Here is a 14088-nt window from a genome sequence, read left to right as displayed (position 1 = left end):
GTAGATCCGTTCCTGGCGGAGCTTAGGTTACCTTCAATAGCAGCTCATTTAACTGAAACCAACCCTTGGCCCTAACTACCGACTACCGCCTACCGAATCAGTACCACATCGGTACGGCCGCCAGGCAGCACCCCACCTTGATGACGCGATGCTCGCAGGCGACGATCTTCTTCTCAACAAGCTCCATCTTGCGCTGCCGGAAGGCTTCCTCTAACATGCGGTCGATCTCGCTGTATGCTTCTTCGCGGGTGCACTTGCCGGAAAACTCCATAATCACGCCAAAGGTGTCGGCCGAGAGTCCCACGCCGACAGCCGCGGCAAGCAACTCCCCCGGAACGTTGCTGATGATGGCCCCGTAAGCGGTAGGAACGAGGGCGCCGAGCGGCAGCTTGAGATCCGGGTCGTATTCTGCACCGGGCGGGAGAATGCTGGAGACCCTGATCAGGTTGACGTTACCTATACGCCCCGCGAGGAGAGCGTTGTCGAAGGCGTTGAGCTTGGTCTCTCCCTCGGCGCAGGCGGCGGTAACGAAATATTTGCGCGGAACAGGCAGCATTGCTATTCTCCCTCCATGATGACAACTTTTAGTGCACGCTGATAATTATACAGAAATAGCAGGAAAAAGGAAATAGTTATTTGGACTTTGCGCTTTCCTCAGACGCTGATAGATCTCCTGGTAATGGCGCGCGTCTTCCGCCTGCGTGCCGTTGGATTCACAGATGAGGATCGGACTGTAGCCTCTTTCGATGATCAACCCGGCCAGCGGCACAAAATCGGGGCCGAAGCCCTCGTCCCTTAGGGTGCGGTGACGGCGCTCGCCCGCGGCCGTAAACTCTATCGGGCTGAAGTGGATGTGTATTTTACGCACGCGCTTCTCGCCCAGCACTTCCACGCAACGGTCAAGGACGGCCGCATAAGCTTCTTTGGTGGTCAAGGAACCCCGGGTAATGGCGTGGATGTGCCCGAAATCAATGGCGGGGAACATCCGTTCGTCAACGGAACACATGGCCAACACCTCGTCCAGGAGTCCCAAGTAACTGTACTTGCCCAGCGTTTCCGGGCAGATAAAAATGTCGTCCAGCTCCTCGGACCTCGCTTCATCCACGACCTCGGCCAGTACCTTTATGGCTCTGTCGAGGGCGGCTTTCCGATCTCTTCCGGCGCTGCCGGGATGGAAAACGACGCGCGTGGCCCCCATCCAGCGAGCAGCCCGCACCGACTGCAAAAGGTGCCTCTTGCTTTTGACGACGTGTTCCGGGTTCTCGCTGGCCAGGTTTATATAGTAAGGGGCGTGAATGCTTAGGGCCACGTTGTGGCGCGCCGCCGCTTCGCCGATGGCGGCCGCGGTGGCCTCGCCGATGTTCACGCCGCGGACGCACTGGTACTCGTACGCGCCAAGTCCCATGGCCCGGAGCCATCCGGGCGCATCCACCGACGACTTGTAGCCTTGCACGTAAAATGAATCAGAGTTGCCTGCCGGGCCAAAGATCATCCCCATGCTGTCGTGCCTCCTATTCTAGCAATGACCCGGCGTCAGCCGCTTTAAACAACAAACCGGCCCTTCCCCGACCGGGCCCCGGCACCATTATCACTGCCACGACAAATTGCGCCGAACCAGGTTACTTTGGATTCTATACCAGTCAACGGCCCTCGGACAATGCCGCCCTTTTCCACCAGCCGCACAAGAATAACAAGATGTACCACTAATAACGCTGGCAAGGCTGTGAATAATAAGAAAAATTGTAAAAGGAGGAGCGAACATGTTCCATCAGATTCAACAGCAGATTAACAGCATGCGCCAGGACATCAACAGTATTTCCAACCTGGCCAACCAGCTTGCTCAAAGCGAGCAGAGCCATGCCCAGGAGCTGCAGAGGATCCAGGCAAGAGAAAGCAATGCCAGCCGGCAACTGCAACAAATTGGGCAGCTCTGCAACAGTCTCAACAACGCCCTCAATCAAATCAGCGGTGTTTCTCAGCAGTATCCCGGCCAGATGATGCAGCAGGCCCCGGCCTTCCAGCAAGCCGGAGCCCAGGCCGGTTACGGCGGGATGGCCGCGCAGTATGGCGTCGGGACCATGGGCCAAGCGGGCGGAGCCTTCGGCGGCGGTACCTTCGGCGGCGGCGCCTATGGTTATGGAACCCAGGCCAACATCGGGACCGCAGGCGGCCAGGGCTTCAACCTCGGCAACTACCTCAGCAACCAGGGCGCCCAGGCCAACCTCGGCACGCAGGGATATTTCCAGGGTGGCCAGCAGGGCGCCCAGGGCTTCAACCTGAGCAGCTACCTCAGCAACCAGGGCAACATCGGCGCTCAGGGCTATCTCCAGGGAGGTATGGCGGGGGCAGGCACAAACCTGTCAAACTACCTGTCAAACCAGGGCATGGCCTTTAATCCCGGCGGCACCGCAACCAACATTGGAAACTACCTGCCCAATCAGGGCATGGCGATGGGCGCCGGCAACATCGGAACCACCGCGTCCTTCAACCCGAGCGACTACCTCAGTAACCAAGGGCGGAACGCCAACCTGGCCACCGGTTCCGCGTTCATGGGTACAGGCGCCGCGATGAGCTAGTTCCGACAAGGATAATTTAGGAAGACTTTCCGATTAATAAATGGGCCCTGAGGGGCCCGTTTATTTTGCTTTTAATCTTAACATTTTATGTCAAATATGCTATCATTTGGCTAGGGAGGTGGTAGAGTTGCCCAAGCTGATCAGAGAAGGCGTAACGTACAACCATAAGGAAATCCTTGAAATCCTCTTTGACTTTTCGGCGTTTAAGGACCGTGTAGCCCGCAAATTCAAAGACCTGTCGCGCGAGATCGAAGGCAAAGCCAATGAACACGAGTTGTGGGTCAACCTGTACCTGATTTCCAGCGATTATGCAGAGGACAGCAACATACGGGCCAGGAAACAACAGCAGGGCGAAGCCCTGGCGCAGAAAATCTCCTGAAGCCGGATAACCTCTTCTTCCCCGTCGCCAGACGGGGTTTTTCTATTTCCCGTAATTTACACAGGGGATCGGCTGGCACAACCAACCATTTGCTCGAAGCCTTGAAAATACCGGCGTTGCAAGTCGAGGCTTGGATTTCCCATCCACCCCGTTCACTTCCGCAGGCAGACTATTCCATTGACCCTTGCAAAAGCTCCCCGTTATACTGACAAAAGCCCTGAATTTTAATAGGAAGGGGGGCAATGGGATGTCCATTTTCACTTGGTGGGCGAACTTTAAGCACCGCCGACTGGCGACAGCAGGGGCGCTCTTTGCACTGGCCGTCAGCCTGCAGATTTACGTGATGCACGTGGCTGAAGTTAAAGCGCCGGTGAAAAGGGAAGCCATTGCTTCGGTTACTTCCGGCAAGACAAACGCGACAAATGAAAACAACAGCGTCGAAAAAGCCCGGGCTCTTCCGGAAGCCGCAATGAATGACGGTTCCCCGGGCCGGCAGCCCGCGGTTTCCCGCGCCGATCTTTCACACCGGCAGGTTATCCTGATGGCGCGGGTCATTGAAGGAGAGGCGGCCGACGAGCCGTACCTGGGCAAGGTCGCCGTCGGCGCGGTGATCGTGAACCGCATGGAGAGCAACCAGTTTCCGAAGACGCTGGAAGGGGTCATCTACCAGGACCTTGCCTTTGAAGCGGTCGCCAACGGCCAGATGCACAGGCCGCTGACCAAGAGCTCCATCCGGGCGGCCGAAGAAGCACTTAACGGCCGCGATCCGACCGGCGGAGCCCTTTACTACTGGAACCCCTACAAGAAAGTCAGCAACTGGGTGTGGTCGAGGCCGATCTGCACGCAGATCGGGCGGCACGTATTCGCGCATTAACCCTTATTTCCGGCATTCCCTTGTCAGGCGCTCCGGCATATGCTATACTGTTTTCTGCCGGGCCTGTAGCTCAGGGGGAGAGCGCTTGACTCGCATTCAAGAGGTCGCGGGTTCGATTCCCGCCAGGTCCACCAGAATTGACAAAAAGAAGCAGAGCCAAAGACAAGGCGCTGCTTCTTTTTGCTTTCATCGTTTACCCCCGCTTTCCTCACCCGGGACAGATAACGATATACATCGACATTCTTTTCGCCATCTTCCTGGTTGAGTTTGGATGTTAACTGCCGAAGATTTCTGTATTAACCGTAGTCCGTACAGCCAGTGAAAGACAGGTAGCCGGCTTTGCACCAGGTTCTTGAGCGGTACCCCGTCATTTTTTTGATAGGCGTCTCACTTTTTTGCAGTAGAATGGCGAATCGTGTCGAATTTGAGTTATTAGTTAAACATGGCAGACCACTTGAGGAACGGGGCGGGGACGTTGCATCTAACGGCTCTCTCCATCGTCGCAACGATGGCTGCAGCGTTAATTCTCACCATGGCTTACGGTTCCCTTTACCTGCAAAACCGGGAACGGCATATGGGCATATGGGCGGTTACCTGGTGCATATGCCTCGTGGGACTCGGAATGTTTCTCTGGATATTCTTTATCGCTTCAAACGAAGGGTTGGCGCCATGGGGTTTCTTAACAGGTGCGGTTATAGGGTTTACCGTCGCCATCGGCATGCTGGTCGTCCACCTGCAAAAAAAAGAATCCTGCTTTCGCTTACTTACCGAAAACGCCTGTGACGTTATCTTCCGTTACCGCCTGGTCCCCCCTGTAGGTTTCGAATACGTCAGCCCCGTGTCTACTAAAACCCTCGGCTACTCTCCCGAAGAGCACTACAAGAATCCTAATCTGCACCTTGAGATGGTGCATCCCAAAGACAGGGTCGTTTTCGAAAGGCGTATTCAGGAGCTGCCGGTGAACGCCGACCAGCCCCTGGTCCTTCGCCTCATCCGCAAAGACGGAACGGTCATCTGGTCCGAGCATCGCATAACCCCGATCTACGATCAGGCAGGAAACTTCATCGCGGTCGAGGCCTTCATCCGCGACATCACCCAGCGCAAGCAAATGGAGGACGCCTTACAGAGAGCCGAACGCGAGAAGGCAACCATTTTGAACAGCATTTCTGAACTGGTCAACTACTACGACACAGATCTGCGCATCATCTGGTCGAACAAAGCGGCCAGCGAGTGGGTGGGCCTCCCGGCCGAGCAGATGGTCGGGCATTATTGTTACGAAATTGCGCACCACCGTACCGAACCATGCGAAGGCTGCCCGGTAGTAACGGCCATCAAAACAGGGGGGGTTCACGAAAACGAAATAACCTTTCCCGGAGGGATAACGCGCTTGATCCGCGGTTATCCGGTGCGCGACGCCGAAGGTAACGTCGTCGGTGCGGTCGACATTACGATGGACATTACCGAGCGCAAGCAAGTCGAAGAAGCTTTACGCAAGAGCGAAGCCAGGTACAGGGAACTGGCCGACTCGCTGCCCGAGGTGGTCTTTGAAATGGACAAAAACGGCCGATTGATTTTCGTAAACGAAAATGCTTACAGTTTCTTCGGCTACACCAAAGCGGATTTCATAAGAGGGGTCAACGCTCTCGAAACTATCGTTCCCGAAGACCGGGCCAGGGCGAGGGAAAACATATGGCGGTCGATGCACGGTGAAGACCTGGGCGGCGTTGAGTATACGGCCCGCCGCAAAGACGGCGCCGCCTTCCCCATCCTCATCCATTCCAGGCCCATCATGCAAAACGGCCAGCCCGTCGGGCTGCGGGGCTTTATCATCGACATCACCGAACGCAAGCAGGCCGAGAAAAAGCTGCGGTACTTAAGCCTGTGCGACCCCCTCACCGGGCTTTTCAACCGCACCTTTTTCGAGCAGGAAATGCGCTCCCTGGAAGAGCGTAAGATACCGGCAGGCATCATCCTCTGCGATATCGATGGGCTGAAACTGGTCAACGACACGATCGGGCACGAAACGGGCGACAACCTGCTGATAGCAGCGGCTAAAGTAATCAAAAAGGTCTTTCGCGACACCGACATCATCGCCAGGGTGGGCGGCGACGAATTCGCCGTACTTTTGCCGAATGCCTCGGAAGAGACCGTGGAGAGCGCCTGCCGAAGAATCCGAACGGCGGTCGACGAGTACAACAAAGGAAACCCGGAACTGCCTTTGAGTATCTCCGTAGGGTATGCGGTAAGCCGGGAGTCAGTAACGGTAAGCAGCCTCTTCAAGGAAGCGGACAACAACATGTACCGCGAGAAGCTGCACCGGAGCCAGAGCTTCCGCAGTTCCATCGTCCAGACCCTAATAAAGACGCTGGGAGCGCGCGATTTTATCACCGAACACCACGCCGAAAACCTGCAGGAACTGGTGACGCTCATCGGCAAAACCCTTGGCCTCCCCGAAAGCCGCATAACCGACCTGCGCATTTTCGCCCAGTTCCACGACATCGGCAAGGTTGGCGTGCCGGACCGGATCCTTTTCAAGCCCGGGCCGCTGACGCCCGAAGAAAGACTGGAAATGAACCGGCACTCTGAAATCGGTTACCGCATCGCGCAGTCGGTACCCGACCTGGCCCCCATTACCGACTGGATTTTAAAGCACCACGAATGGTGGAACGGCGAAGGGTATCCCCTGGGGCTGAAGGGGGAGGAAATACCGCTGGAGTGCCGCATCCTGGCCATCGCCGACGCTTACGACGCGATGACCAGCGACCGGCCCTACCGTAAGGGTATGACGGTTGAACAGGTCCTGGCCCAACTGGAGAAAGGCGCGGGCACCCAGTTCGACCCCCAATTGGTAATGACCTTTGTCAGTCTGCTCCGGCAGAAATCCCTCGGCCTCTATCATCATTAGCCATGTCCCCGCTTACTCTTCGATCCCACCCTTACAACTCTTATCACTGACTCATTCCGACTATGAAGAAAGTTCAGGCATTGAACGGTCGGTTTCAGAAGTTAAAACCGCATAAGCCTAAAGGCTGCACTTAATGGATAAGCTTTCCGAAGTAACCTCGGAGGGCTTCGCTGACTCGAAACCCTTATTCATTGTGGCGGGGGGACTCTATCACTGTCTCGATAGCGTAGACAACCTGTGCGGTAACCTGGGCGCGGCCTCCGAAGTTTTCATAAGCGACCGAGGTGATGGTCCTGCCCTTGGGGGTGGAAACGTACTTGGGCGGAATCCTGTTGAGGGCGATGGCCATAATGTCCTCCCGGCATCTTTCGCAGGTGCACAGTTCCGGCCGTATACGCTTGTAGTTCTCGATGATGCTGTTCAGCATCTGGCTGACCGCAATCTCGGCCATATTGACTAACACAGCCACACCTCCGCGAAGCTCATTTCTCGCTGCCAATTTCAGGCGCTATTCCTTAGTAATCCGATGCTAATCCAAAAACCGTAAGCTGTCAACGAGATAAGGAAATGTTTCCTCGACAAAAAGGCCCTTTTTCATCCCCTGGACAGGTTTGAGGGTACGATTTTAAGATTTGTGGTAGTAGAACTGGAGGTTGAGTCATCATGAAATTCATCGCCTGCACCTCAAACGTCGTTCTGCTCCCCCCCACCGAATCCCGCCGGCTCAAACAGCCGGAACACAAGAATTCCAGCCCTAAAGTCCTGCTCTTTCCTCCACCCCGTTCCGTTTGCGTTTTGTGCGGCGGCAGGGCCGAGATAGAATACCACCACAAACCAGTCTGCCGGAAATGCGCCGCGCAAACCGCCCGGCTGTTTATGCAGTAAGCAGCCCGGTCTATATCCCAACCGAAGCTTGGACACTAACCGTAAAGGGGACCTGTAATTGCCAGGTCCCCTGTTTTTAGGGTGTTGACATGCTTCACCGCCCACCCTATTATAGTTAAGTAACTAACTAGTTACCAGGGGGGATTTTTTTGCCCGCCAGGCAGCGAGACCCTGTGGCCAGCCGGCAGCGCATCCTCAATGCCGCCCGGGAAGTCTTCGCGGAAGTCGGTTTCGAGGCCGCGCGCGTCGACGAGATAGCCAGGCGTGCCGATATCAACAAACGCATGCTCTACCACTACTTCGGCGGCAAGGAAGACCTTTACATCGAGGTCCTGCGCCAGTGTTTCAAAGACGCCTGGGAGCGGGCGGGAACGTTGCTCGCCGCCAAGTCGGTGGACATTCTCGACCGGGCAAAATCGGCAATCTCGGCCTATTTCTGGTACCTCGTGGAACACCCGGAGTTCCTACGCCTGATGGAATGGGAATCCCTCCAGGGCGGACGTCACGCACGCCGTTTTCTTCCCGACTTCTTTGCCCTGGGCATGCATCAGCTTGAAAAGATACTAAAAGACGGGGTTGCCGCGGGGATATTTCGCCGGGACGTCGACATGCGCCAGTTGCTGATCAGCATCAACGGCCTCTGCTCAGCTTACCTCTCGCGCCGGGAAATCCTGGGTTTCCTTTGGACCGAAGACATGTTCAGCCCCCGGATGCTTGAGCAGCGTTTGGACCATATCCTGGAGCTGCTGTTTAACGGCATCCTGCAGAAAAATAGCAGTACATAATATCCGAACGTAAGGACAACGCCGCCTGTTAAGAACTGGTTAAAGACAGCCGATTGCGCTTAATCCCGGCAAAGAGTATAATGGGCAGCAACAGGAAAACGGAGGCATTTTATAGCTTGAAAGGGCTAATAGCCGGCTTAATCATCTGGCTGGTCGCAGGGCTGCAGTTGATGGACTGGGCCAACGCCAAACGCCAGGGAAACAGAAAGGCCCAGCGGAACCACCTCTTCGCCGGCGTACTCCTGGGCATCGCCGGAATCATATTGATGTTTGCGGCCCAATAGCGACAAGCGCAATCATCCCGCCTGATCAATCCCGTCACACCTTGCGGTGAATCCGCATAATCTGCATTACCAGTGAAACGGGATACGGGAAGGTGGGAACGCTGTGCTGACCAATCAATTTGTCTGGGTGGCCGTACTGAACGGCGTTGCGGTCGCCGTAGTTGTCGCGGCCGGCGCCCTGCTGGTCTGGACATTCATGCGCCAGTGGTTCTCCTAAAGGCCGACCTCTGACCTCTTTTTAAGCGGCACGGCCGGCATTAAAAATCGGCCCCTATTTAAATCAACTGACGGGACAACCCTAAAAAAAGATTCCGTTCGCGCGTGGAGCACTGTAAATAGCACTGGGCGCTGGGCGTTGGGATGAAATGAAGGGATTCAGCCCCGGCCGAATCCCCTCTATAAAGCCCAAAGCTCAATACTATAATCCGGAGGTTTAAAAACATGGCGGAGTACCTCAACGACCTGCAAGCAAGCTTCTTTGCGTGGTGCGATAATACCGTCTTCGGCCACGTCAACCGGGAGGGCACCATTCTGAAATACTGGCGGCCCAGGAAAAACCCCGACGGCAGCTACGACCTCGTGTTCGAGCTCGACCCCCCGGACGAACCCGCTTCCAAGCTGGCGGTGCCTGTTCCGGAACAGTTCCACGAACTGCTGGAGAAGGAGTATTTTGCGGACCACGGCGACGAAGAGGAGCATAGAGACAACGGCTGAAGGTTCGATAACCTGTCTTAACTGGCTTTGATGTGTTTTTAACATGGAGCTTCCCGCAATTTCTGCTGCAAATTTCTACCCGCCGCATGGACTAGAATACGTTCCGGCTGCAAACGTTAAACAACAGACAAAACACCATCCGGGGGAGGCATTAGGTTGTCGATTATTCACCTTCTCACGGTAACGCCGAGCATCCTGGAACAGCTCCCTGCGGCGGCCAAGGAAAGGTACGACCTCAAACCGGGCGCGCCCCTGCTGATCTCGGTCTGCAAGGAAAAACGGACCATTATTATCCGCCCGGCGGAACTCACCGCCCTGTTGGCCGAGCAGATCAGCAGCCTGTTCGACGAGTGTTTGGAGATCAGACGCCACCTTTACCAGTACCAGTTCCAACGCCGGAAAGAAACCCGGAACAGCACCCTCTCCGCCTCGTCCCACCGGCGGTGCATCAGGCATTGAGCACTGGGCTTTGGGAGCATTGGGCACTGGACGCTGGGCACAGTTGATCACAACCCAGCGCTCAGTGGTGCTCAGTGTTGTTCGCCTTTAGGCGTATAGGGAAGGATTTTCCCCACCAGTGGTAAAACTAGAAGGTAAGGTGGGGTGGTTTTTATGGGTCTTTTCGGCCGCATGCATTGGGCGTTAACTTTTTTCATACCGGTGGTTCTCGGCATCGCCATCGCGATGTGGGGACTCAATTCCAACCTGCCGCGGATTTTTTTCATCGTCGGTTTCATCTTTGTCCTCGTCATTCTTCCCGGAATCTTTATTCTGCTCAAAATCTTGGGGACGCCCCTGGAAGAAGAAGAGGTGACGCTGGTGGGAACGACCGGCCGGAACCAGGTGCGTTTAATGCAGGCCACCGGGGACATCAACTCGGTAACCGATAGTTCCCTGCTGAACGCGGTGCGCGGAGGATTGGTCCAACCGGGAACTAAACTGCGTATCACCAGGCGCGGCGACATTATTGCCGCCTGGAAGCCTCTCAAGGCTGCGGACGCGGATCCGGAGTAAAGAGCTCGGTGGAAAGGTAACGCTCCCCGCCGTCGGGAAGGACGGCGACAATCAGCTTGCCCGCATTGTCCGGGCGCGCCGCCAGCTGCAGGGCGGCCCAGCAGGCCGCGCCCGAGGAAATGCCGGCGAGCAGCCCTTCTTCCCTGGCCATGCGGCGGGCCATGCTGATAGCGTCATCGCCGGTGACCGGGATGATCTCGTCAATCAGCTCTGCGTCCAGGACTTCGGGAATAAAACCAGCCCCGATACCCTGTATCTTGTGGGACCCCGCAGGCCTGCCCGAGAGGACCGCCGATTCGGCCGGCTCCACGGCCACCACCTTGAGCCCCGCCTTTTGAGCCTTTAGAAACCTGGCCGAGCCTGTAATGGTCCCGCCCGTTCCCACCCCCGCCACGAAGATATCCACTTTTCCATCCGTGTCGTTCCATATTTCCCGGGCCGTGGTGCCGGTGTGAGACGCCGGATTGGCAGGGTTCTTAAACTGTCCGGGAATGAAAGTCTTCTTAAAGCTCCGCGCCAGTTCCTCGGCGCGGAGGACCGCCCCACGCATCCCTTCTTCCGCCGGGGTCAGGACGATTTCCGCTCCGTAGGCGGCCAATAGCTTGCGCCTCTCCAGGCTCATGCCCGCCGGCATGGTTAGGATCAGCCGGTAGCCCCTCACGGCACATAGCCAGGCTAGGCCGATACCGGTGTTACCGCTTGTGGGCTCGACGATGACCGTTTCCCTGTCGATCAGGCCCCTTTGCTCCGCATCGTCGAGCATCGCCAGAGCCGGCCTGTCCTTAACGCTGCCCCCGGGGTTGAAGAATTCAAGCTTAACCGCCACCGTGCCGGGCAGGCCTTCAGCCAGGCGCCGCAGCCAGACCAGCGGGGTTTTGCCTATCAGGTCGGTAAGCGATTCGTAGATACGCACGTCGATCACCCTTAATTATTCTGGCATTGAGCATTGAGCGTTGAGCGTTGAGACTTATGGATAGTATTCGGCCAAAGCCTAATATCACCGTTTATCTAAGTGCTCAGTGCCCAGCGCTCAATGCAAGTCAAGAAAGCCCTTGCACTTACTGCAAGGGCTTTCTTGACTAAGCTATTTACATCATGTCCATGCCGCCGCCCGGAGGCATCGGATTCTTGTTCTTCTCGGGCTTCTCCGCTACAAGGCACTCCGTGGTCAGGATCATGGCCGCGATGCTGGCGGCGTTCTGCAAGGCGGTGCGGGTGACCTTGGCCGGGTCAACGATGCCGGCGCCGATCATATCGACGTACTCGCCGCTCAGCGCGTTGAAGCCGACGCCCTTCGGGCTCTCCTTGACCTTCTCGACGACGATGGAGCCTTCCATGCCGGCGTTGTTCGCGATCTGGCGGAGCGGCTCTTCGAGTGCCCGCTTGATGATGTCGAAGCCGGTCTTCTCGTCGATGTTGTTGGAAGTCAGCTCGGCCACGGCCGGGATCACGTTGATCAGGGTCGTGCCGCCGCCCGGAACGATACCTTCTTCGACGGCCGCGCGGGTCGCGTTGAGGGCGTCCTCGATGCGGAGCTTCTTCTCCTTCATCTCGGTCTCGGTCGCCGCGCCGACGTTAATGACGGCTACGCCGCCGGCCAGCTTGGCAAGGCGCTCCTGCAGCTTCTCGCGGTCGAAGTCCGAGGTGGTCTCGTCGATCTGCTTCTTAATCTGGGCGATGCGCTTGGTGATGTTGTCCGGGTTGCCCTGCCCGCCGACGATGATCGTTTCGTCCTTCTTGACGCGGACCTGGCGGGCGCGGCCCAGTTGGTCGATGGTCGCCTTGTCCAGCTTGAGGCCGAGCTCTTCGGAAATAACCTGGCCGCCGGTGAGGATGGCGATGTCCTCGAGCATGGCCTTGCGTCGGTCACCAAAGCCGGGAGCCTTAACAGCGGCAACCTGTAGGGTGCCGCGCAGCTTATTGACCACCAGGGTGGCCAGGGCTTCGCCCTCGACGTCCTCGGCGATAACGAGCAAAGGCTTGCCCGCCTGCAGGACCTTCTCCAGAATGGGCAGGATATCAGCGATGGCCGAAACCTTCTTATCGGTGATCAGGATGTACGGTTCGCTCAAGGTGGCTTCCATCTTGTCCGGGTCGGTGATCATGTACGGAGAGATGTAGCCGCGGTCGAAATTCATCCCCTCGACGACTTCGAGAGAGGTGCCGATGCCCTGGGATTCTTCAACGGTGATGACGCCGTCCTTGCCGACTTTCTCCATAGCGTCGGCGATCAGTTCGCCGATGGTCTTGTCGTTGGCCGAAATTGAGGCCACCTGGGTGATGGCTTCCTTGCTCTCCACCGGCTTGGCAAGTTCCTTGATCGCCCCGACGGCAGCCTCGACGGCACGCTCGATGCCGCGCTTGACGATGATCGGGTTAGCGCCGGCGGCCACGTTCTTCAGGCCAGCCTTGACGATGGCCTGGGCGAGAACGGCGGCAGTGGTGGTACCGTCACCGGCGATGTCGTTGGTCTTGGTCGCGACTTCCTTGACAAGCTGCGCGCCCATGTTTTCAAACGGGTCCGCCAGCTCGATCTCGCGCGCGATGGTCACGCCGTCGTTTACAATCATGGGAGACCCAAACTTCTTCTCCAGCACCACGTTACGGCCTTTGGGGCCGAGGGTGACTTTTACGGCGTCGGCGAGGGCGTTAACGCCTCTCTCCATAGCCGCACGGGCTTCTTCACGATAAATGATCTCTTTAGCAGCCACTATGTCTTACCTCCTTGATAATCGATAATCCGGATAACAATAACGCAGCCTTACTCTAGAACGCCGAGCACGTCGCTCTCGCGTAGGATCAGGTATTCGACGTCGTCAATCTTTACTTCGTTGCCGGCGTACTTGGAGTAGAGCACCTTATCGCCGACCTTGAGGTCGATGGCCACGCGCTGCCCGTTTTCCAGCAGCTTGCCGCTGCCAACCGCCACGACTTCGCCCTTCTGAGGCTTCTCCTTCGCGGTGTCGGGCAGGACGATGCCGCCCTTGGTACGCTCTTCCATCGGCAGAGGCTTGACCACTACGCGATCTCCTAACGGTCTGATCACTGATTACCCCTCCTTAGAGATGTGGATGTATTGCTTATTAGCACTCACTTAAGTCGAGTGCTAACAGTTACACCAGTTATTATGATAAAGAAGGCAGTCCAATAAACGCAAATCCTCAAAATTTAGGTTAAAATGTTTTGTATAACAACTGACAACAAATATTACTACCTTTTGCCCTCACCCTCCAAATTCTAAATGCGCAGACTTGCGGGCAAGGCGGACCGGAGCTCGTTTAGTATTTTTGCCGCCAATGGAAAGTTCTATACCATGAGGGAATTTATGAGCATTGGGCATTGGATATTGGACGCTGGGCGTTGGACGTTGAGCGTTGGGCGTTGAACAGGCGTTAAGATAGTTGAAGGGCTTCGGCTTCGCCGAATCCCGGTTCCCAGGCCCTACACCTTACACCCTACTAGAAGCACCCCAGGGCACAGTTCTTGATCTTGATGCCGAGCAGGTCGGCTGCGCGCCCGACGACCGGCACCGGTACGTTCAGCTGCCTGGCGATAGCCCACGCCCGCGGGCAGTCGAGTCGGCCTTCGACGGCCGCCTTCTTTACCGCGTCGAGGACATCCTGCGCCGGCTCCTCGTACTTGTACTCCTTGTTCTTTTTCACGTTGATCCCC

The 14088-nt window shown here is 56.7% G+C and carries 16 protein-coding genes and 1 tRNA gene; 10 read left to right on the top strand and 7 right to left on the bottom strand.

Features of this window, described 5'->3' with window-relative positions:
* Positions 1–97 precede the first annotated feature (97 nt).
* Together ACUM6F_RS04400 and ACUM6F_RS04395 are read right to left on the bottom strand one after the other, a co-directional pair.
* Complete coding sequence (locus tag ACUM6F_RS04400) at positions 98–556, bottom strand: pyruvoyl-dependent arginine decarboxylase (RefSeq protein WP_425621086.1); 459 nt, start codon at positions 554–556, stop codon at positions 98–100.
* 45 nt (positions 557–601) lie between these two features.
* The gene (locus ACUM6F_RS04395) at positions 602–1498 is read right to left on the bottom strand and encodes a TIM barrel protein (RefSeq protein WP_445348493.1); all 897 of its coding nucleotides are present in this window, start codon (positions 1496–1498) and stop codon (positions 602–604) included.
* A 262-nt stretch (positions 1499–1760) separates the two neighbouring features.
* On the opposite strand from ACUM6F_RS04395, the gene ACUM6F_RS04390 reads away from it, so the two are divergent.
* The 5 genes from ACUM6F_RS04390 to ACUM6F_RS04370 all read left to right on the top strand — a co-directional run bounded on the left by ACUM6F_RS04390 (position 1761) and on the right by ACUM6F_RS04370 (position 6734).
* The gene (locus ACUM6F_RS04390) at positions 1761–2576 is read left to right on the top strand and encodes a hypothetical protein (protein WP_445348492.1); all 816 of its coding nucleotides are present in this window, start codon (positions 1761–1763) and stop codon (positions 2574–2576) included.
* A gap of 127 nt (positions 2577–2703) precedes the next feature.
* The gene (locus ACUM6F_RS04385) at positions 2704–2955 is read left to right on the top strand and encodes a hypothetical protein (protein WP_445348491.1); all 252 of its coding nucleotides are present in this window, start codon (positions 2704–2706) and stop codon (positions 2953–2955) included.
* A gap of 247 nt (positions 2956–3202) precedes the next feature.
* Entirely contained in the window at positions 3203–3829 is a 627-nt protein-coding gene (locus ACUM6F_RS04380) for a cell wall hydrolase (RefSeq protein WP_445348490.1), read from the top strand.
* Between the two features lie 59 nt (positions 3830–3888).
* Positions 3889–3963: transfer RNA gene (locus ACUM6F_RS04375), tRNA-Ala, on the top strand.
* Between the two features lie 308 nt (positions 3964–4271).
* The gene (locus ACUM6F_RS04370; protein ID WP_445348489.1) at positions 4272–6734 is read left to right on the top strand and encodes a PAS domain S-box protein; all 2463 of its coding nucleotides are present in this window, start codon (positions 4272–4274) and stop codon (positions 6732–6734) included.
* A gap of 184 nt (positions 6735–6918) precedes the next feature.
* Here the strand turns inward: ACUM6F_RS04370 and ACUM6F_RS04365 are convergent, their stop codons facing one another.
* Entirely contained in the window at positions 6919–7197 is a 279-nt protein-coding gene (locus ACUM6F_RS04365) for a late competence development ComFB family protein (RefSeq protein ID WP_425621079.1), read from the bottom strand.
* A gap of 571 nt (positions 7198–7768) precedes the next feature.
* Between ACUM6F_RS04365 and ACUM6F_RS04360 the strand changes: the two genes are divergently transcribed.
* The 5 genes from ACUM6F_RS04360 to ACUM6F_RS04340 all read left to right on the top strand — a co-directional run bounded on the left by ACUM6F_RS04360 (position 7769) and on the right by ACUM6F_RS04340 (position 10416).
* Positions 7769–8404 carry a TetR/AcrR family transcriptional regulator gene (locus ACUM6F_RS04360; RefSeq protein WP_425621078.1) on the top strand — a complete coding sequence of 212 codons (636 nt, stop codon included), beginning with the start codon at positions 7769–7771 and terminating at the stop codon, positions 8402–8404.
* A gap of 116 nt (positions 8405–8520) precedes the next feature.
* On the top strand, positions 8521–8688 hold the full coding sequence (locus ACUM6F_RS04355) for a hypothetical protein (RefSeq protein WP_425621077.1): 168 nt from the start codon (positions 8521–8523) through the stop codon (positions 8686–8688).
* 441 nt (positions 8689–9129) lie between these two features.
* Positions 9130–9402: a hypothetical protein gene (locus ACUM6F_RS04350; protein WP_425621076.1), complete on the top strand. Its 273-nt coding sequence runs from the start codon at positions 9130–9132 to the stop codon at positions 9400–9402.
* A gap of 156 nt (positions 9403–9558) precedes the next feature.
* The gene (locus ACUM6F_RS04345; RefSeq protein WP_445348488.1) at positions 9559–9861 is read left to right on the top strand and encodes a hypothetical protein; all 303 of its coding nucleotides are present in this window, start codon (positions 9559–9561) and stop codon (positions 9859–9861) included.
* A gap of 153 nt (positions 9862–10014) precedes the next feature.
* The gene (locus tag ACUM6F_RS04340; protein WP_425620305.1) at positions 10015–10416 is read left to right on the top strand and encodes a hypothetical protein; all 402 of its coding nucleotides are present in this window, start codon (positions 10015–10017) and stop codon (positions 10414–10416) included.
* Here ACUM6F_RS04340 and cysK read toward each other — a convergent pair.
* The 4 genes from cysK to ACUM6F_RS04320 form a co-directional block, all read right to left on the bottom strand.
* A complete protein-coding gene (gene cysK, locus ACUM6F_RS04335) occupies positions 10388–11329 on the bottom strand; it encodes a cysteine synthase A (protein ID WP_445348539.1) in 942 nt (313 codons plus the stop codon). The two genes, ACUM6F_RS04340 and cysK, sit on opposite strands and share 29 nt — an antisense overlap.
* 175 nt (positions 11330–11504) lie before the next feature.
* Positions 11505–13127 (bottom strand): chaperonin GroEL, encoded by a 1623-nt coding sequence (gene groL, locus ACUM6F_RS04330; protein ID WP_445348487.1) that lies wholly within the window; start codon positions 13125–13127, stop codon positions 11505–11507.
* 50 nt (positions 13128–13177) lie between these two features.
* A complete protein-coding gene (groES, locus tag ACUM6F_RS04325; protein WP_425621073.1) occupies positions 13178–13462 on the bottom strand; it encodes a co-chaperone GroES in 285 nt (94 codons plus the stop codon).
* Between the two features lie 412 nt (positions 13463–13874).
* A complete protein-coding gene (locus ACUM6F_RS04320) occupies positions 13875–14078 on the bottom strand; it encodes a hypothetical protein (protein WP_425621072.1) in 204 nt (67 codons plus the stop codon).
* Positions 14079–14088 lie beyond the last annotated feature (10 nt).

It is taken from the genome of Desulforudis sp. DRI-14 (assembly GCF_052618305.1).
Note: the sequence above shows the minus strand (reverse complement) of the source record. Positions and strands in the feature narration are given on the sequence as shown.